The organism is Proteus vulgaris, from assembly GCF_033708015.1.
In the GTDB taxonomy this organism is placed as follows: Bacteria; Pseudomonadota; Gammaproteobacteria; order Enterobacterales; family Enterobacteriaceae; genus Proteus.
This window is the reverse complement of record NZ_CP137921.1, coordinates 126,758-150,371: the sequence shown is the minus strand read 5'-3', so window position 1 is coordinate 150,371 and position 23,614 is coordinate 126,758. Positions and strand designations below refer to the sequence as shown.

Below are 23,614 nucleotides of genomic sequence, written 5' to 3'. Positions count from 1 at the left end.
TGACGGGTTTAGCCACCTAAATGTAACAGTCACGTCGGTTATATTCAATCCGGCACTGTTGCAAAGTTAGCGATGAGGCAGCCTTTTGTCTTATTCAAAGGCCTTACATTTCAAAAACTCTGCTTACCAGGCGCATTTCGCCCAGGGGATCACCATAATAAAATGCTGAGGCCTGGCCTTTGCGTAGTGCACGCATCACCTCAATACCTTTGATGGTGGCGTAAGCCGTCTTCATGGATTTAAATCCCAGCGTGGCGCCGATTATCCGTTTCAGTTTGCCATGATCGCATTCAATCACGTTGTTCCGGTACTTAATCTGTCGGTGTTCAACGTCAGACGGGCACCGGCCTTCGCGTTTGAGCAGAGCAAGCGCGCGACCATAGGCGGGCGCTTTATCCGTGTTGATGAATCGCGGGATCTGCCACTTCTTCACGTTGTTGAGGATTTTACCCAGAAACCGGTATGCAGCTTTGCTGTTACGACGGGAGGAGAGATAAAAATCGACAGTGCGGCCCCGGCTGTCGACGGCCCGGTACAGATACGCCCAGCGGCCATTGACCTTCACGTAGGTTTCATCCATGTGCCACGGGCAAAGATCGGAAGGGTTACGCCAGTACCAGCGCAGCCGTTTTTCCATTTCAGGCGCATAACGCTGAACCCAGCGGTAAATCGTGGAGTGATCGACATTCACTCCGCGTTCAGCCAGCATCTCCTGCAGCTCACGGTAACTGATGCCGTATTTGCAGTACCAGCGTACGGCCCACAGAATGATGTCACGCTGAAAATGCCGGCCTTTGAATGGGTTCATGTGCAGCTCCATCAGCAAAAGGGGATGATAAGTTTATCACCACCGACTATTTGCAACAGTGCCCTATTTTTCGGGGATCTGATTGCCCTCTGGCAATATCATTCAGCACGCCATAGTCGGCATCATGGTCCATTCGCCAGAAAACCGAAGCACCGGCATCAGCCAGGCGTGGAGAAAACTGGTATCCCAGCAGCCAGAAAAGGCCAAAGACAAGTTCGCTGGCACCTGCTGTATCGGTCATAATTTCGGTTGGATTCAGCCCGGTCTCCTGTTCCAGAAGACCTTCCAGCACAAAGATAGAGTCCCTCAGCGTCCCCGGTATAACGATGCCATGAAAGCCGGAATACTGATCGGACACAAAGTTGTACCAGGTGATCCCTCTGTTATTACCAAAGTATTTGCGGTTCGGTCCGGCATTGATTGTTCTGACTGGCGTAACAAAGCGCATTCCATCTGCAGATGCCACTTCTCCTCCACCCCATATCTGTGCCAGTGGCAGCGTTGCCTGAAAATCAACCAGTCTGGCATTAGCGCTGGTGATAGTTTCAGCCCGCAGATAGTTCGCTTTTGTCCAGTTCAGCCGGTGTCGGGTCAGTGCAGGAACATTTGATCTGATCAGTGGTTCCAGACCGATATTGCAGGCTTCAGCCATCAGCACGGCGCTGATGCTGACGGGCAGATCATCAACTCTGGCACTGGCTTCACTAGCATGGAAAAACTCATCAGCAAATCCGGTATGGGCGTTAATTTCGAGCAGCAACTCCGTTAAATCCACCGGAGGGAGTAGATCACTGATCATTTTGCTCAGTCGTTTCAGACTGTCCGGCTCATCAAGACTGGCGAGGGGAGAAATTGTCAACCGGGGCTTCGGGCCAGAAACATCGAGTTCGACAGCCTCATTTTCGCAAAGACGTGCAGCAACCTGTCTGTAACGACTATCAAGCTGATGACCCAGAGATTTTATTGCTTCCTGCGGGTCTGTCGGGTGCCCCAAAGAACGATAAACCTTAATCCGGTTTGCCTGCCAGTCAGCACCCTGTAGTAATCTTGCACGAGGATCTCCCCACCGGTTACTGCCGGTAACGTAGACATCCCTCCGCCTCAGACTATCCTGCAGTTTACTGAGAAAGCAGAGCGTGTATCCCCTGCGGGTGATATGTTTTTCCTTGTTAATCACCAGCCGTTTCCATGACCGACTGATAATTTCCGTTGGTGCGTCGTCAAAAAACTGCCGCCGTGAGCTGAACTCCCGGCTGAGGTAGTCACAGGCATTCAGAGTGGTAACCCCGGCAGGTGCGGATGAAAATTTAACGGTATTCAGCAGATGGGGCAGGAAACGACGAACGCGCCCGTACTGCTCCACCATTTCTTCATGAAAATTATCGTCTGAGGGCCGGGCAATTTCACGGACAAGCGTGATGATTTCAGCCAGCTTTTGCCTTGGGATGTAGCTGAACACCTCAGCACGAATCGATTCGTCCGGTGTTTCTTCTTTCAGCAGGTACGAACATGCGCTGGCGAGCGCCAATGCAGATTTATCCAGATCCTTCAGCGAGCGGAGCCGTTTTTTCTGCCCAATCTTTCTGGCGTCACGGATGATAACGGCCAGCATGGCGTCCAGAACGTCCAATGCATCATCCAGCGCCAGCGTTTCCCATGCAAGGACAAAGGCAACCAGAACCGCCATCCTTTTCTGCGGTGACATCCTGGCAATATTGAACACCGAAGTCATACCAGCATAACGTGCGAGATTTTTCAGGCGCACAGCCGGGAGTGTACTCAGGTTTTCAGCATGCAGGCCAAAATCGTTCAGAGTTTTCCAGCGTTCAATTGCTTCATTAAACGCCGGACCACTGATGGTCACAGGGCCCTTTTTCAGTGATTCCAGTAAAGACAGGCGGCTGCAATCAGTTGGCCCCAGCAGCATCTCCAGCTGTGAACGCTGTTCGGCTGACGGTATCAGTGCCAGTTTGTTCCACAGGCGCAACGTCGCCTTTTCCCTTACCTCTGAAATCAACCGGGTCAGCGTAGTGGCTCCGGGGAGAATAATACGATGTTGCATAAGCCACCCTGTCGCCAGATCGAAAAGCAGGCCAGGACGTTCGTTGCTTATCCAGCTCCGGGTATATAAAAGACGGGTAAGGCGAAATGTCCAGGGCCAGGCAAATTCACGATACTGATAGTGCTGACGTATCAGCGCTGCATGCTCACGGCGGGTATTTTCCCTCTGACCGTATTCTGCAAGAACGGTGATATCACGAATCCCGAGCTGTCTGGCGGTAAAATGCCGGACGCCGGAAGGAATATGACCTGGGACCTACGTGCGCCCGCACCGACACCCTCACACCTTCGAGCTACTGTTGCCATTAAGGGGTCGTTTCGTGGTGCTGAATTTTGACGATCGGGGTACCGTCACCCATCGGGCGATATTGGGGGAAACCTGTACGGTGCTGGAGATGGCCGCAGGAACCTGGCATGCCGTGCTGTCGCTGGATACCGGTGGCATAATTTTTGAAGTAAAACACGGTGGCTATCAACCCGTGGCTGCCGATGACTATGCGCACTGGGCTCCAGCGGAAGGAGAACCAGGAACCACGGAGCTTATGGCCTGGTATGCGCAAGCGCAGGTGGGCGACAGCACTTTTGCCGTCTAAGGCGATAAACAAAAACGGAATGAGTTTCCCCATTCCGTTTCCGCTATTACAAACCGTCGGTGACGATTTTAGCCGCCGACGCTAATACATCGCGACGGCTTTCTGCCTTAGGTTGAGGCTGGGTGAAGTAAGTGACCAGAATCAGCGGCGCACGATCTTTTGGCCAGATCACCGCGATATCGTTGGTGGTGCCATAGCCACCGCTGCCGGTTTTATCCCCCACAACCCAGGAAGCAGGCAGTCCAGCCTGAATGCTCGCTGCACCGGTGGTATTGCCTTTCATCCATGTCACCAGCTGCGCCCGTTGGCTGTCGCCCAATGCTTTACCCAGCGTCAGATTCCGCAGAGTTTGCGCCATTGCCCGAGGTGAAGTGGTATCACGCGGATCGCCCGGAATGGCGGTGTTTAACGTCGGCTCGGTACGGTCGAGACGGAACGTTTCGTCTCCCAGCTGTCGGGCGAACGCGGTGACGCTAGCCGGGCCGCCAACGTGAGCAATCAGCTTATTCATCGCCACGTTATCGCTGTACTGTAGCGCGGCCGCGCTAAGCTCAGCCAGTGACATCGTCCCATTGACGTGCTTTTCCGCAATCGGATTATAGTTAACAAGGTCAGATTTTTTGATCTCAACTCGCTGATTTAACAGATTCGGTTCGCTTTCACTTTTCTTCAGCACCGCGGCCGCGGCCATCACTTTACTGGTGCTGCACATCGCAAAGCGCTCATCAGCACGATAAAGTATTTGCGAATTATCTGCTGTGTTAATCAATGCCACACCCAGTCTGCCTCCCGACTGCCGCTCTAATTCGGCAAGTTTTTGCTGTACGTCCGCCGTTTGCGCATACAGCGGCACACTTCCTAACAACAGCGTGACGGTTGCCGTCGCCATCAGCGTGAACTGGCGCAGTGATTTTTTAACCATGGGATTCCTTATTCTGGAAGATACGAAATAACAACAACATGAATAGTCCCTAAATTCCACGTGTGTTTTTTATTAGCTTCAAAAATCACTATTTCACGAAGAATTTAGACTGCTTCTCACACATTGTAACATTATTTACAACCACCTTTCAATCATTTTTGATAAATCATTGATTTCATCTTTGCTGCAATGATACTTAATAAACTCTGCAAGTTATCCACAGAGCAACACTCAATTTTATTGATGATATTCTTATTATACCAGACATTTTTCATACACTCCCTTGTACGGATAGTTTTCCGACAACTTCATGATTACATATCTTGCGGTTTTGATTATTTTTGCTGCAAGAAATACATACTTCAAACGAAAGGTCTTTATTTGCTGTCTGTATTCTGAAGAGTCCAAGGAATCAAACTTGAACAACAAAAATAGGTTATATGAAAGCATCATCATTTGAAACACGGCTTCATTCGCCCAAAATGACTTTAGCAAGAGATGACCCACCGCCATGTCGTATTTGGCTTCTTTGATATAGTTTTCAGCATTACCACGCTTTTCATAGTATATAACTACTTTTTCAGAAAGCAAGGTAGTATTTGTTACAAAGAAAAAGTAGTCGTATTCGGAACCTTCTAAAAGTGATAATTGTGCTCTTTCTTTTTCTGGTTTCAGTACGCGAGATACGACAAATCTTCTGTCTTTTTCCCATTTAACTAATTTTGTATACAGTTCTGTAGTTTCTCTACCTTCTTCTCCTTTAACGAATACAATTGATGAATTCGTTGCTTGTGAGGTGAGTGTAGAATAACTTTTGGCTTTAATTAAATATTTGCATCCAAGAGATTCTATCGTTTCGATAATTTTTTCATCAAAGTAGCCACTATCCATTCGAAATAAAATTTCTAAATCGTCTGATTTGATGTTAGCAACAATTTCTTTGATCATTTCCGCAGCACCGTTTGCAGTGTAAGTATTGCCACTTCTTACAAATCCGGTAACATATGCTTTTAATTCGTCGCAAAATGCAAATTGGATATTGTAGCATCGGTTTCCCAGTTTCTTAGGATTATATCCTTTTGACGCACCTTCTTGATGACCTTCTACGTTAATTACACTACTATCAATATCAATCGTAATGGATGTCAATTTACTTTTAGTGAGCAGTTTTTTAAAGACTTTAAAATTAATGTCTCTAAACATTTGGGTTGTCTTGAAGTTGAAGTTTCCTAGAAACCGTGACACTGTTTCAGGTTCTTTTACGGAAATATCAAACTCGTTGACGAGGGGATCATTTTGAAGTAGCTTTAGACGTTCTAACTTATCAATGCCAATGAAGTGACCGCAGAGCATGGTCTTTATATGATTCATCTTGATTTTATTTGTTGAGTCATTATCAAATACGAGGTCATTTTCAATAAAATCAAAAATCCCATTGCTTTTTGCATTCTCAAGGAGCAGAAAAAGACCTGCATTTGATGTTAGATTCTTAGCTTTGAAATCAATTTTATTAATCATAATTAGAACCCCTTTTTACTACTTTTCTTACTATTATTTTACCATATATCGAGTCATAAAAGCTGATAATTTAACATATTTTTGAGCACTTTTCTTTCACCCAATGGGTGAAAGCTGAATTTCGAAGGAATGCATATTTATCAAGGCTTTGATTATGCTTTTTGAAGTACTGACGTAGAATCTAGGTATGATTCATATCGGTGAGGAAGGTGCCCAGAAAACGGACACATCCAATTTGCAGGGCAATGCCCAGACGGTTGTGATCACCTCTGCTTTTTCCGATAAATTCCTTGTCTGCTTCATCAAGGTGAAAATATCGTGCCAGCTGAAGCTCATCCGGTTCACCGGTGAATCTGCCATAGCTTTCAGTCTGCTCAGTGGTCAGAAAGTCAACGGGCATATCGGCCTCCCTGCCTGACGGGCATTTAGTAACATTTTTCCAACCGTACGAAATGTTATAAATTATCGGACATCGTAAAACTGTTACATTAATATGTCTATTAAATCGTAAATTTGTAATAATAGACATGAGTTGTCCGATATTCGATTTAAGGTACATTTTTATGCGACTTTTTGGTTACGCTCGGGTCTCAACCAGTCAGCAGTCTCTTGATCTTCAGGTCAGAGCACTCAAAGACGCAGGTGTGAAAGCAAACCGTATATTTACCGATAAGGCATCCGGCAGTTCAACAGACCGGGAAGGGCTGGATTTGCTGAGGATGAAGGTGGAGGAAGGTGATGTCATTCTGGTTAAGAAGCTCGACCGTCTTGGCCGCGACACTGCCGATATGATCCAACTGATAAAGGAATTTGACGCTCAGGGCGTGGCAGTCCGGTTCATTGATGACGGGATCAGTACCGACGGTGATATGGGGCAAATGGTGGTCACCATCCTGTCGGCTGTGGCACAGGCTGAACGCCGGAGGATCCTAGAACGCACGAATGAGGGCCGACAGGAAGCAAAGCTGAAAGGAATCAAATTTGGCCGCAGGCGTACCGTGGACAGGAACGTCGTGCTGACGCTTCATCAGAAGGGCACTGGTGCAACGGAAATTGCTCATCAGCTCAGTATTGCCCGCTCCACGGTTTATAAAATTCTTGAAGACGAAAGGGCCTCGTGATACGCCTATTTTTATAGGTTAATGTCATGATAATAATGGTTTCTTAGACGTCAGGTGGCACTTTTCGGGGAAATGTGCGCGGAACCCCTATTTGTTTATTTTTCTAAATACATTCAAATATGTATCCGCTCATGAGACAATAACCCTGGTAAATGCTTCAATAATATTGAAAAAGGAAGAGTATGAGTATTCAACATTTTCGTGTCGCCCTTATTCCCTTTTTTGCGGCATTTTGCCTTCCTGTTTTTGCTCACCCAGAAACGCTGGTGAAAGTAAAAGATGCTGAAGATCAGTTGGGTGCACGAGTGGGTTACATCGAACTGGATCTCAACAGCGGTAAGATCCTTGAGAGTTTTCGCCCCGAAGAACGTTTTCCAATGATGAGCACTTTTAAAGTTCTGCTATGTGGTGCGGTATTATCCCGTGTTGACGCCGGGCAAGAGCAACTCGGTCGCCGCATACACTATTCTCAGAATGACTTGGTTGAGTACTCACCAGTCACAGAAAAGCATCTTACGGATGGCATGACAGTAAGAGAATTATGCAGTGCTGCCATAACCATGAGTGATAACACTGCTGCCAACTTACTTCTGACAACGATCGGAGGACCGAAGGAGCTAACCGCTTTTTTGCACAACATGGGGGATCATGTAACTCGCCTTGATCGTTGGGAACCGGAGCTGAATGAAGCCATACCAAACGACGAGCGTGACACCACGATGCCTGCAGCAATGGCAACAACGTTGCGCAAACTATTAACTGGCGAACTACTTACTCTAGCTTCCCGGCAACAATTAATAGACTGGATGGAGGCGGATAAAGTTGCAGGACCACTTCTGCGCTCGGCCCTTCCGGCTGGCTGGTTTATTGCTGATAAATCTGGAGCCGGTGAGCGTGGGTCTCGCGGTATCATTGCAGCACTGGGGCCAGATGGTAAGCCCTCCCGTATCGTAGTTATCTACACGACGGGGAGTCAGGCAACTATGGATGAACGAAATAGACAGATCGCTGAGATAGGTGCCTCACTGATTAAGCATTGGTAACTGTCAGACCAAGTTTACTCATATATACTTTAGATTGATTTAAAACTTCATTTTTAATTTAAAAGGATCTAGGTGAAGATCCTTTTTGATAATCTCATGACCAAAATCCCTTAACGTGAGTTTTCGTTCCACTGAGCGTCAGACCCCTTATGGCAGAGCAGGGAAAGGAATTGCCGGGCTATGTGCAACGGGAATTTGAAGAATTTCTCCAATGCGGGCGGCTGGAGCATGGCTTTCTACGGGTTCGCTGCGAGTCTTGCCACGCCGAGCACCTGGTCGCTTTCAGCTGTAAGCGTCGCGGTTTCTGCCCGAGCTGTGGGGCGCGGCGGATGGCCGAAAGTGCCGCCTTGCTGGTTGATGAAGTACTGCCTGAACAACCCATGCGTCAGTGGGTGTTGAGCTTCCCGTTTCAGCTGCGTTTCCTGTTTGGGGTCGTTTGCGGGAAGGGGCGGAATCCTACGCTAAGGCTTTGGCCAGCGATATTCTCCGGTGAGATTGATGTGTTCCCAGGGGATAGGAGAAGGGCACTGTTGCAAATAGTCGGTGGTGATAAACTTATCATCCCCTTTTGCTGATGGAGCTGCACATGAACCCATTCAAAGGCCGGCATTTTCAGCGTGACATCATTCTGTGGGCCGTACGCTGGTACTGCAAATACGGCATCAGTTACCGTGAGCTGCAGGAGATGCTGGCTGAACGCGGAGTGAATGTCGATCACTCCACGATTTACCGCTGGGTTCAGCGTTATGCGCCTGAAATGGAAAAACGGCTGCGCTGGTACTGGCGTAACCCTTCCGATCTTTGCCCGTGGCACATGGATGAAACCTACGTGAAGGTCAATGGCCGCTGGGCGTATCTGTACCGGGCCGTCGACAGCCGGGGCCGCACTGTCGATTTTTATCTCTCCTCCCGTCGTAACAGCAAAGCTGCATACCGGTTTCTGGGTAAAATCCTCAACAACGTGAAGAAGTGGCAGATCCCGCGATTCATCAACACGGATAAAGCGCCCGCCTATGGTCGCGCGCTTGCTCTGCTCAAACGCGAAGGCCGGTGCCCGTCTGACGTTGAACACCGACAGATTAAGTACCGGAACAACGTGATTGAATGCGATCATGGCAAACTGAAACGGATAATCGGCGCCACGCTGGGATTTAAATCCATGAAGACGGCTTACGCCACCATCAAAGGTATTGAGGTGATGCGTGCACTACGCAAAGGCCAGGCCTCAGCATTTTATTATGGTGATCCCCTGGGCGAAATGCGCCTGGTAAGCAGAGTTTTTGAAATGTAAGGCCTTTGAATAAGACAAAAGGCTGCCTCATCGCTAACTTTGCAACAGTGCCGGTGTTCCTCCATTGGTTGACGAAGCCGACGAAGGCCGCCGCCGGCATCGGCCTGGCGAACAGGAAACCCTGCACCGTGTCGCAACCCGCCTGCCGCAACCACGCAAGGCAGTCGGGTGTTTCCACACCCTCGGCTACCACCTCCATTGTCGTTTTCAGAAGACGGCTGCACTGAACGTCAGAAGCCGACTGCACTATAGCAGCGGAGGGGTTGGATCCATCAGGCAACGACGGGCTGCTGCCGGCCATCAGCGGACGCAGGGAGGACTTTCCGCAACCGGCCGTTCGATGCGGCACCGATGGCCTTCGCGCAGGGGTAGTGAATCCGCCAGGATTGACTTGCGCTGCCCTACCTCTCACTAGTGAGGGGCGGCAGCGCATCAAGCGGTGAGCGCACTCCGGCACCGCCAACTTTCAGCACATGCGTGTAAATCATCGTCGTAGAGACGTCGGAATGGCCGAGCAGATCCTGCACGGTTCGAATGTCGTAACCGCTGCGGAGCAAGGCCGTCGCGAACGAGTGGCGGAGGGTGTGCGGTGTGGCGGGCTTCGTGATGCCTGCTTGTTCTACGGCACGTTTGAAGGCGCGCTGAAAGGTCTGGTCATACATGTGATGGCGACGCACGACACCGCTCCGTGGATCGGTCGAATGCGTGTGCTGCGCAAAAACCCAGAACCACGGCCAGGAATGCCCGGCGCGCGGATACTTCCGCTCAAGGGCGTCGGGAAGCGCAACGCCGCTGCGGCCCTCGGCCTGGTCCTTCAGCCACCATGCCCGTGCACGCGACAGCTGCTCGCGCAGGCTGGGTGCCAAGCTCTCGGGTAACATCAAGGCCCGATCCTTGGAGCCCTTGCCCTCCCGCACGATGATCGTGCCGTGATCGAAATCCAGATCCTTGACCCGCAGTTGCAAACCCTCACTGATCCGCATGCCCGTTCCATACAGAAGCTGGGCGAACAAACGATGCTCGCCTTCCAGAAAACCGAGGATGCGAACCACTTCATCCGGGGTCAGCACCACCGGCAAGCGCCGCGACGGCCGAGGTCTTCCGATCTCCTGAAGCCAGGGCAGATCCGTGCACAGCACCTTGCCGTAGAAGAACAGCAAGGCCGCCAATGCCTGACGATGCGTGGAGACCGAAACCTTGCGCTCGTTCGCCAGCCAGGACAGAAATGCCTCGACTTCGCTGCTGCCCAAGGTTGCCGGGTGACGCACACCGTGGAAACGGATGAAGGCACGAACCCAGTGGACATAAGCCTGTTCGGTTCGTAAACTGTAATGCAAGTAGCGTATGCGCTCACGCAACTGGTCCAGAACCTTGACCGAACGCAGCGGTGGTAACGGCGCAGTGGCGGTTTTCATGGCTTGTTATGACTGTTTTTTTGTACAGTCTATGCCTCGGGCATCCAAGCAGCAAGCGCGTTACGCCGTGGGTCGATGTTTGATGTTATGGAGCAGCAACGATGTTACGCAGCAGGGCAGTCGCCCTAAAACAAAGTTAACCCAGGATGAGAACCTTGAAAGTATCATTGATGGCTGCGAAAGCGAAAAACGGCGTGATTGGTTGCGGTCCAGACATACCCTGGTCCGCGAAAGGGGAGCAGCTACTTTTTAAAGCATTGACCTACAATCAGTGGCTTCTGGTGGGTCGCAAGACGTTTGAATCTATGGGCGCACTCCCCAATAGGAAATACGCGGTCGTTACCCGCTCAGGTTGGACATCAAATGATGACAATGTAGTTGTATTTCAGTCAATCGAAGAGGCCATGGACAGGCTAGCTGAATTCACCGGTCACGTTATAGTGTCTGGTGGCGGAGAAATTTACCGAGAAACATTACCCATGGCCTCTACGCTCCACTTATCGACGATCGACATCGAGCCAGAGGGGGATGTTTTCTTCCCGAGTATTCCAAATACCTTCGAAGTTGTTTTTGAGCAACACTTTACTTCAAACATTAACTATTGCTATCAAATTTGGAAAAAGGGTTAACAAAGCTATGCAATCGACGGCAAAAAGCTTCGTTCGCTTCGCGCACTACGCCTTTTCCGCGATTGATAGCGACGTTATGCAGCCAAATCCCAACAATTAAGGGTCTTAAAATGGTAAAAGATTGGATTCCCATCTCTCATGATAATTACAAGCAGGTGCAAGGACCGTTCTATCATGGAACCAAAGCCAATTTGGCGATTGGTGACTTGCTAACCACAGGGTTCATCTCTCATTTCGAGGACGGTCGTATTCTTAAGCACATCTACTTTTCAGCCTTGATGGAGCCAGCAGTTTGGGGAGCTGAACTTGCTATGTCACTGTCTGGCCTCGAGGGTCGCGGCTACATATACATAGTTGAGCCAACAGGACCGTTCGAAGACGATCCGAATCTTACGAACAAAAAATTTCCCGGTAATCCAACACAGTCCTATAGAACCTGCGAACCCTTGAGAATTGTTGGCGTTGTTGAAGACTGGGAGGGGCATCCTGTTGAATTAATAAGGGGAATGTTGGATTCGTTAGAGGACTTAAAGCGCCGTGGTTTACACGTCATTGAAGACTAGTCCTTTGCATAACAAAGCCATCAAACCGGACGCCAGAGATTCCGCGCCTGTTGCGCATGGCTTCGCCATTTTATGCGCAATAGGCGCGCCACCCTGTCGCCGTTTATGGCGGCGTTGGGCGCACAATAAGGCTCCTCGCAGAGTTGCTTGAAAGTTGTTACGATTCAAATTCAATCATGAGATAGTCAGCAGATGAGCACTTCCAAGAACGCAGACAAGTAAGCCGCAGCAACCTTCATTTTTCGGTTGTTGCGGCGTTCTCATGAATCCTTTTGCTCTACGGGAGCGCCGCCAAATCCTTTGTTCAAGGAGATGGTTTCGTGCGCTCAAAAAACTTTAGTTGGCGGTACTCCCTTGCCGCCACGGTGTTGTTGTTATCACCGTTCGATTTATTGGCATCACTCGGCATGGACATGTACTTGCCAGCAGTGCCGTTTATGCCAAACGCGCTTGGTACGACAGCGAGCACAATTCAGCTTACGCTGACAACGTACTTGGTCATGATTGGTGCCGGTCAGCTCTTGTTTGGACCGCTATCGGACCGACTGGGGCGCCGCCCCGTTCTACTGGGAGGTGGCCTCGCCTACGTTGTGGCGTCAATGGGCCTCGCTCTTACGTCATCGGCTGAAGTCTTTCTGGGGCTTCGGATTCTTCAGGCTTGTGGTGCCTCGGCGTGCCTTGTTTCCACATTTGCAACAGTACGTGACATTTACGCAGGTCGCGAGGAAAGTAATGTCATTTACGGCATACTCGGATCCATGCTGGCCATGGTCCCGGCGGTAGGCCCATTGCTCGGAGCGCTCGTCGACATGTGGCTTGGGTGGCGGGCTATCTTTGCGTTTCTAGGTTTGGGCATGATCGCTGCATCTGCAGCAGCGTGGCGATTCTGGCCTGAAACCCGGGTGCAACGAGTTGCGGGCTTGCAATGGTCGCAGCTGCTACTCCCCGTTAAGTGCCTGAACTTCTGGTTGTACACGTTGTGTTACGCCGCTGGAATGGGTAGCTTCTTCGTCTTTTTCTCCATTGCGCCCGGACTAATGATGGGCAGGCAAGGTGTGTCTCAGCTTGGCTTCAGCCTGCTGTTCGCCACAGTGGCAATTGCCATGGTGTTTACGGCTCGTTTTATGGGGCGTGTGATACCCAAGTGGGGCAGCCCAAGTGTCTTGCGAATGGGAATGGGATGCCTGATAGCTGGAGCAGTATTGCTTGCCATCACCGAAATATGGGCTTCGCAGTCCGTGTTAGGCTTTATTGCTCCAATGTGGCTAGTGGGTATTGGTGTCGCCACAGCGGTATCTGTGTCGCCCAATGGCGCTCTTCGAGGATTCGACCATGTTGCTGGAACGGTCACGGCAGTCTACTTCTGCTTGGGCGGTGTACTGCTAGGAAGCATCGGAACGTTGATCATTTCGCTGTTGCCGCGCAACACGGCTTGGCCGGTTGTCGTGTACTGTTTGACCCTTGCAACAGTCGTGCTCGGTCTGTCTTGTGTTTCCCGAGTGAAGGGCTCTCGCGGCCAGGGGGAGCATGATGTGGTCGCGCTACAAAGTGCGGAAAGTACATCAAATCCCAATCGTTGAGAGAATGTGGCAAGCTATCGCCCAACAAATCGCTGCAGCCGACCCAAAACCGCTACGCGGTTTCGGTCGGCTGAGCTCAGGCGTTAGGCCTCGCCGAAGCGAAAGATCGCTACTTGAAGTGTTGACGCCTTTGTTTTAAAGTTTCGCGTCTATCTTTCTGATTTTGTTAAAAAATCAGACTTTGATTAATCATGTTAGACGTCAGAGGTATTTTGACTTAAACGCCTCTGAGGTCGAATTAACGTTAGCCACCAAGAAGGTGCCATGAAAACATTTGCCGCATATGTAATTATCGCGTGTCTTTCGAGTACGGCATTAGCTGGTTCAATTACAGAAAATACGTCTTGGAACAAAGAGTTCTCTGCCGAAGCCGTCAATGGTGTCTTCGTGCTTTGTAAAAGTAGCAGTAAATCCTGCGCTACCAATGACTTAGCTCGTGCATCAAAGGAATATCTTCCAGCATCAACATTTAAGATCCCCAACGCAATTATCGGCCTAGAAACTGGTGTCATAAAGAATGAGCATCAGGTTTTCAAATGGGACGGAAAGCCAAGAGCCATGAAGCAATGGGAAAGAGACTTGACCTTAAGAGGGGCAATACAAGTTTCAGCTGTTCCCGTATTTCAACAAATCGCCAGAGAAGTTGGCGAAGTAAGAATGCAGAAATACCTTAAAAAATTTTCCTATGGCAACCAGAATATCAGTGGTGGCATTGACAAATTCTGGTTGGAAGGCCAGCTTAGAATTTCCGCAGTTAATCAAGTGGAGTTTCTAGAGTCTCTATATTTAAATAAATTGTCAGCATCTAAAGAAAACCAGCTAATAGTAAAAGAGGCTTTGGTAACGGAGGCGGCACCTGAATATCTAGTGCATTCAAAAACTGGTTTTTCTGGTGTGGGAACTGAGTCAAATCCTGGTGTCGCATGGTGGGTTGGGTGGGTTGAGAAGGAGACAGAGGTTTACTTTTTCGCCTTTAACATGGATATAGACAACGAAAGTAAGTTGCCGCTAAGAAAATCCATTCCCACCAAAATCATGGAAAGTGAGGGCATCATTGGTGGCTAAAACAAAGTTAAACATCATGAGGGAAGTGGTGATCGCCGAAGTATCGACTCAACTATCAGAGGTAGTTGGCGTCATCGAGCGCCATCTCGAACCGACGTTGCTGGCCGTACATTTGTACGGCTCCGCAGTGGATGGCGGCCTGAAGCCACACAGTGATATTGATTTGCTGGTTACGGTGACCGTAAGGCTTGATGAAACAACGCGGCGAGCTTTGATCAACGACCTTTTGGAAACTTCGGCTTCCCCTGGAGAGAGCGAGATTCTCCGCGCTGTAGAAGTCACCATTGTTGTGCACGACGACATCATTCCGTGGCGTTATCCAGCTAAGCGCGAACTGCAATTTGGAGAATGGCAGCGCAATGACATTCTTGCAGGTATCTTCGAGCCAGCCACGATCGACATTGATCTGGCTATCTTGCTGACAAAAGCAAGAGAACATAGCGTTGCCTTGGTAGGTCCAGCGGCGGAGGAACTCTTTGATCCGGTTCCTGAACAGGATCTATTTGAGGCGCTAAATGAAACCTTAACGCTATGGAACTCGCCGCCCGACTGGGCTGGCGATGAGCGAAATGTAGTGCTTACGTTGTCCCGCATTTGGTACAGCGCAGTAACCGGCAAAATCGCGCCGAAGGATGTCGCTGCCGACTGGGCAATGGAGCGCCTGCCGGCCCAGTATCAGCCCGTCATACTTGAAGCTAGACAGGCTTATCTTGGACAAGAAGAAGATCGCTTGGCCTCGCGCGCAGATCAGTTGGAAGAATTTGTTCACTACGTGAAAGGCGAGATCACCAAGGTAGTCGGCAAATAATGTCTAACAATTCGTTCAAGCCGACGCCGCTTCGCGGCGCGGCTTAACTCAAGCGTTAGATGCACTAAGCACATAATTGCTCACAGCCAAACTATCAGGTCAAGTCTGCTTTTATTATTTTTAAGCGTGCATAATAAGCCCTACACAAATTGGGAGATATATCATGAAAGGCTGGCTTTTTCTTGTTATCGCAATAGTTGGCGAAGTAATCGCAACATCCGCATTAAAATCTAGCGAGGGCTTTACTAAGCTTGCCCCTTCCGCCGTTGTCATAATCGGTTATGGCATCGCATTTTATTTTCTTTCTCTGGTTCTGAAATCCATCCCTGTCGGTGTTGCTTATGCAGTCTGGTCGGGACTCGGCGTCGTCATAATTACAGCCATTGCCTGGTTGCTTCATGGGCAAAAGCTTGATGCGTGGGGCTTTGTAGGTATGGGGCTCATAATTGCTGCCTTTTTGCTCGCCCGATCCCCATCGTGGAAGTCGCTGCGGAGGCCGACGCCATGGTGACGGTGTTCGGCATTCTGAATCTCACCGAGGACTCCTTCTTCGATGAGAGCCGGCGGCTAGACCCCGCCGGCGCTGTCACCGCGGCGATCGAAATGCTGCGAGTCGGATCAGACGTCGTGGATGTCGGACCGGCCGCCAGCCATCCGGACGCGAGGCCTGTATCGCCGGCCGATGAGATCAGACGTATTGCGCCGCTCTTAGACGCCCTGTCCGATCAGATGCACCGTGTTTCAATCGACAGCTTCCAACCGGAAACCCAGCGCTATGCGCTCAAGCGCGGCGTGGGCTACCTGAACGATATCCAAGGATTTCCTGACCCTGCGCTCTATCCCGATATTGCTGAGGCGGACTGCAGGCTGGTGGTTATGCACTCAGCGCAGCGGGATGGCATCGCCACCCGCACCGGTCACCTTCGACCCGAAGACGCGCTCGACGAGATTGTGCGGTTCTTCGAGGCGCGGGTTTCCGCCTTGCGACGGAGCGGGGTCGCTGCCGACCGGCTCATCCTCGATCCGGGGATGGGATTTTTCTTGAGCCCCGCACCGGAAACATCGCTGCACGTGCTGTCGAACCTTCAAAAGCTGAAGTCGGCGTTGGGGCTTCCGCTATTGGTCTCGGTGTCGCGGAAATCCTTCTTGGGCGCCACCGTTGGCCTTCCTGTAAAGGATCTGGGTCCAGCGAGCCTTGCGGCGGAACTTCACGCGATCGGCAATGGCGCTGACTACGTCCGCACCCACGCGCCTGGAGATCTGCGAAGCGCAATCACCTTCTCGGAAACCCTCGCGAAATTTCGCAGTCGCGACGCCAGAGACCGAGGGTTAGATCATGCCTAGCATTCACCTTCCGGCCGCCCGCTAGCGGACCCTGGTCAGGTTCCGCGAAGGTGGGCGCAGACATGCTGGGCTCGTCAGGATCAAACTGCACTATGAGGCGGCGGTTCATACCGCGCCAGGGGAGCGAATGGACAGCGAGGAGCCTCCGAACGTTCGGGTCGCCTGCTCGGGTGATATCGACGAGGTTGTGCGGCTGATGCACGACGCTGCGGCGTGGATGTCCGCCAAGGGAACGCCCGCCTGGGACGTCGCGCGGATCGACCGGACATTCGCGGAGACCTTCGTCCTGAGATCCGAGCTCCTAGTCGCGAGTTGCAGCGACGGCATCGTCGGCTGTTGCACCTTGTCGGCCGAGGATCCCGAGTTCTGGCCCGACGCCCTCAAGGGGGAGGCCGCATATCTGCACAAGCTCGCGGTGCGACGGACACATGCGGGCCGGGGTGTCAGCTCCGCGCTGATCGAGGCTTGCCGCCATGCCGCGCGAACGCAGGGGTGCGCCAAGCTGCGGCTCGACTGCCACCCGAACCTGCGTGGCCTATACGAGCGGCTCGGATTCACCCACGTCGACACTTTCAATCCCGGCTGGGATCCAACCTTCATCGCAGAACGCCTAGAACTCGAAATCTAACGTCCGTTCGGGCATCGAGGTCCATGTCGGGGTGGGACGGGCCCGTGGCTTCAAGATCACTTGCAGTCCGACCGCGATGTCTTGGTTGCGCGAGAGGTTGTCGACAGGCCATGCTGAGTGTGCGATGGTTGATCGCTTCCTCGCCGCTCTCCACGGCGACGATGGCCGCCGCCATCAGCAAGTGCGCCAGTTCCCCTATGGTGCCCTCGCTGCGTGTGAGCAGGTAGCGAGCCATGTCCAGCGTGGCAATTGGGGAAGGCCGGCGCAGCGGGAGCGAAGCGGCGAAGCTGGCCAGCAGTGAGCAGCAATCGTCGTTGGCCTCCCATACCGGCAGCATCATCGGCTCGAAGCGATTTTCCAACTGGTCATCGGAGCGGATGGCTAGGTAGGCGTCGCGCGTGCCTACCCCAACCAACGGGATGCGCAGTTCGTTGCCGAGGAAGCGCAGCAGGTTGAGGAATTCCCGGCGGTTGACGCTGTTGCCGGCCAGCACGTTGTGCAGCTCGTCGATCACCAGCATGCGCACGCCGACCTTGCGCAGCAGTGCCAGAGCCAGTTGCTCCATTTCCGGCAACCGTGGGCGTGGGCGCAGCGGCGCGCCCATCGCGGCGAGCAGCGCGACGTAGAAGCGGATCACGGACGGCTCGGACGGCATCTGCACGACCAACACCGGGATGTGCTCCTGGTCGGCGTCGGAGCTGGCCGGGTGGGTGCGGCGGAACTTCTCGACGATCATCGACTTGCCATTGTTGGTCGGGCCAACCAGCAGCAGGTTGGGCATGCGTTGCTTGTTTGGCCACGCATAAAGGGCTTCCAGCCGGTTCAGCGCCTCGACTGCGCGCGGATAGCCGATCCAGCGGTCGGCGCGAAGGCGCTGGATGCGCTCGTCCGCCGGAAGACGGGCCAAGCCCTGGGCCGCCGGCAGCAGGTGGGACAGGTCGATGATGGGATATTCGTCCACGGCTACCACTCCTCAATCTGGTCGAACGGTTTGGCGGGTGGCAAGTTGTCTGCCTGCGGGTCGGCAATATCCGTATCCGGCGGAACGGGCTTGTCCGGCCGAGCTGATGTCTTGAGGTGCTGGCGGCGATCCGCGTCACGCCGCGCCTTGCGTGTGGCCTTCTGCGCGCTGGTCACAATCTCACGCATCTGGCCGATCATGCGGAACAGCGCCGACTCATCCACCTGTTCGCGCCCTTGCTGCCGCAGTTTCGCCAGCGCCTGCCGTTGTTCCCAGAGGGTGACAGCCGGATGCGACAAGGTACGGTAGGGAATTTCCAGGTAATGCTGTCCCTCCGGTTCCAGGACCCAGATACGGCTGATGTCGCGCGGATCGCGCCGGATCAGAAAGGACGGCCAGCGTTCACGCCGCGCAATCCACGGCTTGAGCGCATCGGCGTAGTAGTGGATGTGGTCGATGACAAAGCCGGTGCGGGTCAGCGTGCGCCGGAGGATCGGCAGAAAATCGACCAGGAACGAAGTAGCGCGTGTGACGACGGCCGGTACGCCGACACGCGCCACGGCCTCGGCCCAGCGCGCGGCCGGCGGTTGGAGCAGGCCGTTGTGCACCGAACCGTGGTAGGTGCCGACCGCCAATGTGAGCCAGCGCTCTAGCTCGCGCAGCGTCAGGGCGGCCTTGTTTTCGGAATCGTAGTCGCCGCGCTGGTCAGGGTTGGAGAAGGTCGTTCCCGGCAGTTCGTCGTGAATCATCTGCATCGCCGTGCCGATGATCCGTTCCACGATGCCGCCATAGTGCGGCTGTCCCAGCGGGCGATAGTCCAGCCGGATGCCATGCTGCTCGCAACCCCGGCGCAGGGCCTCGCTCTTGAACTCGGCCGCGTTGTCTAGGTAGAGCAGCAAGGGCTTGCCGCTCATCTGCCAATCCATTTCCACGTTCAGTCCTTCCAGCCAAGGGCGCTTGTCGCAGGCGACATGCACGAGGCACAGGCCAACCGAAACGGCAGACGGCGCTTCCAGCGTGACGACCATGCCGAGCACGCAGCGGGTGAACACGTCGATGGCGAGGGTCAGGTACGGGCGGCCAATAGGTTGCCGGTCGCGGTCATCGACCACGATCAGGTCGATGACCGTATGGTCTATCTGCACCTGCTCCAGCGGCGCGGTCACGGCAGGAGGCTCGCCGCCCACACCTTGTAGGTCACGAGCGGCATCCTGGCCTTCCCGCCGGCGGATGACCTTGCGCGGGTCAAGGCTAGCGATCCGTAAGGCCACGGTATTGCGCGCCGGCACTCGCAGTTTTTGAGCCTTGCACACCTGAGTGACTTCGCGGTGAAAGGCCGCTAGGCTGCGCTTCTGCTTGGTCAGGAACCGCTTTTGCAGTAGCTCGTGGATGACGCGCTCGACCGGTTCCGGCAAGCGCCCCTTACCTTTACCTCCACCGGACTGGCCGGGCACCAGATCCGTCACGAGGCCGCTGCCTTGCCGGGCACGCCGGATCAGAACGTATACCTGGCGCCGAGACAAGCCCAGCGCCTGAGCCGCCATATCGGCCGCTTCGTGCCCGACCGTCTCCGACTGCGCCAACGGACTGATGATCTCCGCACGACGGCGCGCACGCTCCCAAGCCTCATCAGGCAGAGTGGCCACGCCTTGTTCTGGAATCCGTGGGGTGTCCGTCGCCATGCTCACCTCGCTTTGGTGCACACGAGTATTGAGCATAGTCGAGATTGGTGCAGATCACTTCTGATATTGAACTGTCAGGAGCTGGCTGCACAACAGCCATTACGCCCAATCAACTGGTGCAGTCGTCTTCTGAAAATGACATCCATGCCCAGCCCGTGCGCGAGCTGGATCACCGCCCGCACGATAGTTTGGTCACGGGCATCATCCGGGAGCCTGGCGACAAAGGATTGGTCGATTTTCAATGTGGTGATGGGGCAGCATTTCAGATGTTGCAGGCAGGAATAGCCGGTGCCGAAGTCGTCGGCGGCGAAGCGCACGCCGATGGCGCGCAAGGCGTCGAAACTGGCGAACAGGGCTGGATTGCCGAATGCGACCGATTCGGTCAGTTCGATCTCCAGAAGCTCGGCGGGCAGGGCCATATCGGCCAGCACCCGCTTTACCTCGTCGTCGAACGTTGGCCCAACCTGGCTGGCGGACACATTGATGGCAAGACGGAACGGTTGCCATGCCGGTCCTTGCCACTTGTGCATCTGGCGACAGGCCTCGCCCAGCACCCACGCGCCTATTTCCGGCATCAGGCCGAACGACTCGGCCAGCGGCAGGAACTGGCCGGGCGGCAACAGGCCAAGCCTCGGATGCCGCCAGCGCATCAACGCTTCCGCGCCAGCGATCCGGTGATCGCGCAGATCGACCAGCGGCTGGTAATGCAGGTCAAGCTGTCCGCGCGCCGCCGCCTGCGCCAACTCGGCCGCCGTCCATCCGGCGGGCTGCGAACTCGTCATGATCCGCCCCGGAAGGCGCGCAGCAGCCGCGTTACGGCCAGAACGAACAAGCCGGTCAGCGCGAGCGCGGCAACACCCCAATGCTCGCCAAGGAAGGCACCGGCGGTCGTCCCGGCCAGCACGGCGGCGAGAATCGGCAGATGGCAGGGGCAGGTCAACACGGCCAGCGCACCCCACAGGTAGCCGGAAACGGGTTGGCGCGTCTCGGGCGGCAGTTTGTCAGGGGCGTTCACGGCAATGCCTCCTCGTGCGCCCGCTCGGCTGGCATGGAGGCCAGTTGCGCGTCCAGATGGGCCAACGCCGCGCGCCGCCGCTCGACCAACTGGCGCAGCACGGCAAGCTGCGCTGCGGCTTGTGCGCCGTCCGCTGCGTCGAGCGCACGGCACAGCCGCGCCAGGGCATCCAGGCCGATACCCGCCTCGAAGGCCGCGCGCACGAAGCACAGCCGTTGCAAGGCCGCATCGTCGAACACGCCGTAGCCGCCCGTGGTGCAGGCCACCGGCCGTAACAAGCCGCGCACCAGGTAGTCGCGCACGATATGTACGCTCACCCCAGCGTTATGGGCCAGTTGCGATACCGTGTAGGCGCTCATCGCACACCTCCTTGTCCTCACCCGGCGCAGCAGGAAAGCTGCTTCACATCCTTGTTGAAGGTCTGCGCCGCGAGCTTCAACCCTTCGACCATCGTCAGGTAGGGGAACAACTGGTCGGCCAGTTCCTGCACCGTCATCCGGTTGCGAATCGCCAGTGCGGCCGTCTGGATCAGTTCGCCCGCTTCCGGGGCCACTGCCTGCACGCCGATCAGTCGTCCGCTGCCTTCTTCAACCACCAGTTTGATGAAGCCGCGCGTGTCGAAGTTGGCGAGCGCGCGCGGCACGTTGTCCAGCGTTAGCGTGCGACTATCAGTTTTGATGCCGTCATGGTGCGCTTCCGCCTCGCTGTAGCCTACGGTCGCCACTTGCGGGTCGGTGAACACCACGGCCGGCATCGCGGTCAGGTTCAGGGCCGCGTCACCGCCGGTCATGTTGATCGCGGCGCGAGTGCCGGCCGCTGCCGCCACATAGACGAACTGCGGCTGGTCGGTGCAGTCGCCTGCGGCGTAGATGTGTTCCACGCTTGTACGCATGCCGGGGTCGATGACGATAGCGCCTTGCGGGGTGAGCGTGACGCCCGTCGCATCCAGTGCCAGCTTGCGTGTGTTGGGCGCGCGGCCGGTGGCGACCAGCAGCTTGTCGGCGCGCAGTTCGCCGTGCGCCGTGGTGAGCACGAATTCGCCGTCCCCTTCACCATTGATATACGCGACCTGGCTGGCCTGGGTGTGTTCCCTCACCTCGATGCCCTCCATGCGGAATGCGGCCGTGACGGCTTCGCCTATAGCTGGGTCTTCGCGGAAGAACAGCGTGCTGCGAGCCAGGATCGTCACCTTCGCTCCGAGTCGGGCGAACGCCTGCGCCAGCTCCAGCGCCACCACTGATGAGCCAATCACGGCCAGGCGCTTAGGAATCGTCTCGCTGACCAGCGCTTCAGTGGAAGTCCAGTACGGAGTGTCTTTCAGGCCGGGAATCGGCGGCACGGCCGGGCTCGCGCCGGTGGCGATCAGGCAGCGGTCGAATGCCACCACGCGCTCGCCGCCGTCGTTGAGTTGCACGATCAGGTTGCGATTGTCCTTAAAGCGGGCGGAGCCGTGCAGCACAGTGATCGCCGGATTGCCCTCCAAGATGCCTTCGTACTTGGCGTGGCGCAGTTCATCGACGCGGGCCTGCTGCTGGGCCAGCAGCGCCGTGCGCTGGATGGTCGGCGTGGTAGCGGCGATGCCGCCATCGAACGGGCTTTCCCGGCGCAGATGGGCGATATGGGCGGCGCGGATCATGATCTTGGACGGCACACAACCGACATTGACGCAGGTGCCGCCGATGGTGCCGCGCTCGATCAGCGTGACACGTGCGCCTTGCTCGACGGCCTTCAGCGCCGCTGCCATCGCGGCCCCGCCGCTGCCGATGACGGCGATATGCAATGCGCCGCTGCTACCCGTCTTGTCGTTTCTGCCCAGCAGATCGCGCATCTTGTCGAGCAATCCGCCCGGCGTCGAAACTGAGGGGGCATCGGCCAGCGTGGCCCGATAACCGAGTCCAGCTACAGCGGCCGTCAGCGCGTCGGGTGACGTGCCGACCTCAATGGCGAGCTTGGCGCTGCCCTTGGCGTAGGAGACATCCGCTGATTGCACGCCGGGCACTTTCTCCAGGGCGTCCTTGACATGCACTGCGCACGAGTCGCAAGTCATGCCGGTGATTTTGAGAGTGCTCATACCATCGTTCCTTATTCGTGTGGGCCGCCGTGTCGCACGGTCAGCCGTCTTTCACAAGCGCTTGGCGGGGAGTTCGCAGCCGTCCGGTCCGCAACGGCGATGCGCCGGCGACACGAAGTCCCAGATCGACACCCCAATCATCAAGGCCAGGCCGACGTACATCAGGTTCGCCGTCCACCAGTTGCCGAGCAGCCAGACCGTGGCCGCAAACACGATGGCCGGGCCGATCATGCCGAGCAGACTGCGCAGCCATTGCCGATGACTGAACCAACCCAGCGCGTTCGCCAGGAAGGCCAGCGCGGCAAACAGCGGCAGCAGGCGGCTGATGAACAGTCCCTCGTACTGGCTCAAGAAGCCCAGCCCGATGGCCGCGCCGAAGCTGGCGAGGGCTGGAAAGCAGGCGGCGCAGCCCATCGCGGAAACGACGCTGCCGAGCGCGCCGGTTTTATCGGCAATGCGTGTCATCAGTCCCATGAAGCGGCTCTCGCTGTTGTCG

General features: G+C 54.6%; 21 protein-coding genes and 6 pseudogenes. 13 read left to right on the top strand and 14 right to left on the bottom strand.

Annotated features, from left to right (window positions below):
- Positions 1–103: 103 nt before the first annotated feature.
- Together SB028_RS20460 and SB028_RS20455 are read right to left on the bottom strand one after the other, a co-directional pair.
- Positions 104–808, bottom strand: coding sequence for an IS6-like element IS26 family transposase (locus tag SB028_RS20460; RefSeq protein ID WP_001067855.1), 705 nt, complete (start codon positions 806–808; stop codon positions 104–106).
- 67 nt (positions 809–875) lie between these two features.
- Positions 876–3,104: pseudogene (locus SB028_RS20455) on the bottom strand (Tn3-like element Tn3 family transposase); the annotation flags it as partial.
- Positions 3,105–3,117: 13 nt separating this feature from the next.
- Between SB028_RS20455 and SB028_RS20450 the strand changes: the two are divergent.
- Positions 3,118–3,462: pseudogene (locus SB028_RS20450) on the top strand (WbuC family cupin fold metalloprotein); the annotation flags it as partial.
- Between the two features lie 46 nt (positions 3,463–3,508).
- Here the strand turns inward: SB028_RS20450 and SB028_RS20445 are convergent.
- From SB028_RS20445 to SB028_RS20435, 3 genes and pseudogenes are all read right to left on the bottom strand, one after another.
- Positions 3,509–4,384, bottom strand: a complete 876-nt coding sequence (locus tag SB028_RS20445) for an extended-spectrum class A beta-lactamase CTX-M-15 (protein WP_000239590.1) — start codon at positions 4,382–4,384, stop codon at positions 3,509–3,511.
- Positions 4,385–4,639: 255 nt separating this feature from the next.
- Positions 4,640–5,902: an IS1380-like element ISEcp1 family transposase gene (locus SB028_RS20440; protein WP_000608644.1), complete on the bottom strand. Its 1,263-nt coding sequence runs from the start codon at positions 5,900–5,902 to the stop codon at positions 4,640–4,642.
- Between the two features lie 193 nt (positions 5,903–6,095).
- Positions 6,096–6,302 (bottom strand): annotated as a pseudogene (locus SB028_RS20435) (DUF4158 domain-containing protein); the annotation flags it as partial.
- 163 nt (positions 6,303–6,465) lie between these two features.
- Here SB028_RS20435 and SB028_RS20430 point away from each other — a divergent pair.
- From SB028_RS20430 to SB028_RS20415, 4 genes and pseudogenes are all read left to right on the top strand, one after another.
- Entirely contained in the window at positions 6,466–7,023 is a 558-nt protein-coding gene (locus SB028_RS20430) for a recombinase family protein (RefSeq protein ID WP_001235713.1), read from the top strand.
- A gap of 182 nt (positions 7,024–7,205) precedes the next feature.
- Positions 7,206–8,066 (top strand): broad-spectrum class A beta-lactamase TEM-1, encoded by an 861-nt coding sequence (locus SB028_RS20425; protein ID WP_000027057.1) that lies wholly within the window; start codon positions 7,206–7,208, stop codon positions 8,064–8,066.
- Positions 8,067–8,212: 146 nt separating this feature from the next.
- Positions 8,213–8,494 (top strand): annotated as a pseudogene (locus tag SB028_RS20420) (transposase zinc-binding domain-containing protein); the annotation flags it as partial.
- Between the two features lie 158 nt (positions 8,495–8,652).
- Complete coding sequence (locus SB028_RS20415; RefSeq protein ID WP_001067855.1) at positions 8,653–9,357, top strand: IS6-like element IS26 family transposase; 705 nt, start codon at positions 8,653–8,655, stop codon at positions 9,355–9,357.
- Here the strand turns inward: SB028_RS20415 and SB028_RS20410 are convergent.
- Positions 9,248–9,556: pseudogene (locus SB028_RS20410) on the bottom strand (EAL domain-containing protein); the annotation flags it as partial. The gene SB028_RS20415 and the pseudogene SB028_RS20410 sit on opposite strands and share 110 nt — an antisense overlap.
- 202 nt (positions 9,557–9,758) lie before the next feature.
- Positions 9,759–10,772: a class 1 integron integrase IntI1 gene (gene intI1, locus SB028_RS20405; protein ID WP_000845048.1), complete on the bottom strand. Its 1,014-nt coding sequence runs from the start codon at positions 10,770–10,772 to the stop codon at positions 9,759–9,761.
- Positions 10,773–10,927: 155 nt separating this feature from the next.
- Here intI1 and dfrA14 point away from each other — a divergent pair, with 155 nt between their 5' ends.
- The 8 genes and pseudogenes from dfrA14 (at position 10,928) to SB028_RS20365 (ending at position 17,389) form a co-directional block, all read left to right on the top strand.
- A complete protein-coding gene (dfrA14, locus tag SB028_RS20400; RefSeq protein WP_004201280.1) occupies positions 10,928–11,401 on the top strand; it encodes a trimethoprim-resistant dihydrofolate reductase DfrA14 in 474 nt (157 codons plus the stop codon).
- 110 nt (positions 11,402–11,511) lie between these two features.
- A complete protein-coding gene (locus SB028_RS20395) occupies positions 11,512–11,964 on the top strand; it encodes an NAD(+)--rifampin ADP-ribosyltransferase Arr-2 (protein WP_000237816.1) in 453 nt (150 codons plus the stop codon).
- 320 nt (positions 11,965–12,284) lie between these two features.
- Positions 12,285–13,544: a chloramphenicol efflux MFS transporter CmlA5 gene (locus SB028_RS20390; protein WP_012300772.1), complete on the top strand. Its 1,260-nt coding sequence runs from the start codon at positions 12,285–12,287 to the stop codon at positions 13,542–13,544.
- Positions 13,545–13,808: 264 nt separating this feature from the next.
- The gene (locus SB028_RS20385; protein WP_000846390.1) at positions 13,809–14,609 is read left to right on the top strand and encodes an oxacillin-hydrolyzing class D beta-lactamase OXA-10; all 801 of its coding nucleotides are present in this window, start codon (positions 13,809–13,811) and stop codon (positions 14,607–14,609) included.
- A gap of 16 nt (positions 14,610–14,625) precedes the next feature.
- Positions 14,626–15,464: pseudogene (gene aadA1, locus SB028_RS20380) on the top strand (ANT(3'')-Ia family aminoglycoside nucleotidyltransferase AadA1).
- 116 nt (positions 15,465–15,580) lie between these two features.
- Complete coding sequence (locus tag SB028_RS20375; protein WP_000679427.1) at positions 15,581–15,928, top strand: quaternary ammonium compound efflux SMR transporter QacE delta 1; 348 nt, start codon at positions 15,581–15,583, stop codon at positions 15,926–15,928.
- On the top strand, positions 15,922–16,761 hold the full coding sequence (gene sul1 / locus SB028_RS20370; protein ID WP_000259031.1) for a sulfonamide-resistant dihydropteroate synthase Sul1: 840 nt from the start codon (positions 15,922–15,924) through the stop codon (positions 16,759–16,761). Before SB028_RS20375 ends, sul1 begins: the two co-directional genes overlap by 7 nt.
- A gap of 127 nt (positions 16,762–16,888) precedes the next feature.
- Entirely contained in the window at positions 16,889–17,389 is a 501-nt protein-coding gene (locus SB028_RS20365; protein ID WP_000376623.1) for a GNAT family N-acetyltransferase, read from the top strand.
- On the opposite strand, the gene SB028_RS20360 is transcribed toward SB028_RS20365, so the two are convergent.
- The 7 genes from SB028_RS20360 to merC all read right to left on the bottom strand — a co-directional run bounded on the left by SB028_RS20360 (position 17,358) and on the right by merC (position 23,592).
- Positions 17,358–18,350 carry a TniB family NTP-binding protein gene (locus tag SB028_RS20360; RefSeq protein ID WP_001381192.1) on the bottom strand — a complete coding sequence of 331 codons (993 nt, stop codon included), beginning with the start codon at positions 18,348–18,350 and terminating at the stop codon, positions 17,358–17,360. The two genes, SB028_RS20365 and SB028_RS20360, sit on opposite strands and share 32 nt — an antisense overlap.
- A 2-nt stretch (positions 18,351–18,352) precedes the next feature.
- Positions 18,353–20,032 (bottom strand): Mu transposase C-terminal domain-containing protein, encoded by a 1,680-nt coding sequence (locus tag SB028_RS20355; protein WP_000179844.1) that lies wholly within the window; start codon positions 20,030–20,032, stop codon positions 18,353–18,355.
- A gap of 74 nt (positions 20,033–20,106) precedes the next feature.
- Positions 20,107–20,775, bottom strand: coding sequence for an EAL domain-containing protein (locus tag SB028_RS20350; protein ID WP_001300294.1), 669 nt, complete (start codon positions 20,773–20,775; stop codon positions 20,107–20,109).
- Positions 20,776–20,810: 35 nt separating this feature from the next.
- Positions 20,811–21,047 (bottom strand): broad-spectrum mercury transporter MerE, encoded by a 237-nt coding sequence (gene merE / locus SB028_RS20345; protein ID WP_000993386.1) that lies wholly within the window; start codon positions 21,045–21,047, stop codon positions 20,811–20,813.
- The gene (merD, locus tag SB028_RS20340; RefSeq protein WP_001277456.1) at positions 21,044–21,406 is read right to left on the bottom strand and encodes a mercury resistance co-regulator MerD; all 363 of its coding nucleotides are present in this window, start codon (positions 21,404–21,406) and stop codon (positions 21,044–21,046) included. Before merD ends, merE begins: the two co-directional genes overlap by 4 nt.
- Before the next feature lie 17 nt (positions 21,407–21,423).
- A complete protein-coding gene (merA, locus tag SB028_RS20335; RefSeq protein WP_000105636.1) occupies positions 21,424–23,118 on the bottom strand; it encodes a mercury(II) reductase in 1,695 nt (564 codons plus the stop codon).
- Between the two features lie 51 nt (positions 23,119–23,169).
- Entirely contained in the window at positions 23,170–23,592 is a 423-nt protein-coding gene (gene merC, locus SB028_RS20330; protein WP_001340589.1) for an organomercurial transporter MerC, read from the bottom strand.
- Positions 23,593–23,614 lie beyond the last annotated feature (22 nt).

Coding starts and splice junctions, on each gene's coding strand:
- SB028_RS20460 (WP_001067855.1), bottom strand. CDS start 808: ATGAACCCATTCAAAGGCCGGCATTTTCAGCGTGACATCATTCTGTGG.
- SB028_RS20445 (WP_000239590.1), bottom strand. CDS start 4,384: ATGGTTAAAAAATCACTGCGCCAGTTCACGCTGATGGCGACGGCAACC.
- SB028_RS20440 (WP_000608644.1), bottom strand. CDS start 5,902: ATGATTAATAAAATTGATTTCAAAGCTAAGAATCTAACATCAAATGCA.
- SB028_RS20430 (WP_001235713.1), top strand. CDS start 6,466: ATGCGACTTTTTGGTTACGCTCGGGTCTCAACCAGTCAGCAGTCTCTT.
- SB028_RS20425 (WP_000027057.1), top strand. CDS start 7,206: ATGAGTATTCAACATTTTCGTGTCGCCCTTATTCCCTTTTTTGCGGCA.
- SB028_RS20415 (WP_001067855.1), top strand. CDS start 8,653: ATGAACCCATTCAAAGGCCGGCATTTTCAGCGTGACATCATTCTGTGG.
- intI1 (WP_000845048.1), bottom strand. CDS start 10,772: ATGAAAACCGCCACTGCGCCGTTACCACCGCTGCGTTCGGTCAAGGTT.
- SB028_RS20395 (WP_000237816.1), top strand. CDS start 11,512: ATGGTAAAAGATTGGATTCCCATCTCTCATGATAATTACAAGCAGGTG.
- SB028_RS20385 (WP_000846390.1), top strand. CDS start 13,809: ATGAAAACATTTGCCGCATATGTAATTATCGCGTGTCTTTCGAGTACG.
- SB028_RS20375 (WP_000679427.1), top strand. CDS start 15,581: ATGAAAGGCTGGCTTTTTCTTGTTATCGCAATAGTTGGCGAAGTAATC.
- sul1 (WP_000259031.1), top strand. CDS start 15,922: ATGGTGACGGTGTTCGGCATTCTGAATCTCACCGAGGACTCCTTCTTC.
- SB028_RS20365 (WP_000376623.1), top strand. CDS start 16,889: ATGGACAGCGAGGAGCCTCCGAACGTTCGGGTCGCCTGCTCGGGTGAT.
- SB028_RS20355 (WP_000179844.1), bottom strand. CDS start 20,032: ATGGCGACGGACACCCCACGGATTCCAGAACAAGGCGTGGCCACTCTG.
- merD (WP_001277456.1), bottom strand. CDS start 21,406: ATGAGCGCCTACACGGTATCGCAACTGGCCCATAACGCTGGGGTGAGC.
- merA (WP_000105636.1), bottom strand. CDS start 23,118: ATGAGCACTCTCAAAATCACCGGCATGACTTGCGACTCGTGCGCAGTG.
- merC (WP_001340589.1), bottom strand. CDS start 23,592: ATGGGACTGATGACACGCATTGCCGATAAAACCGGCGCGCTCGGCAGC.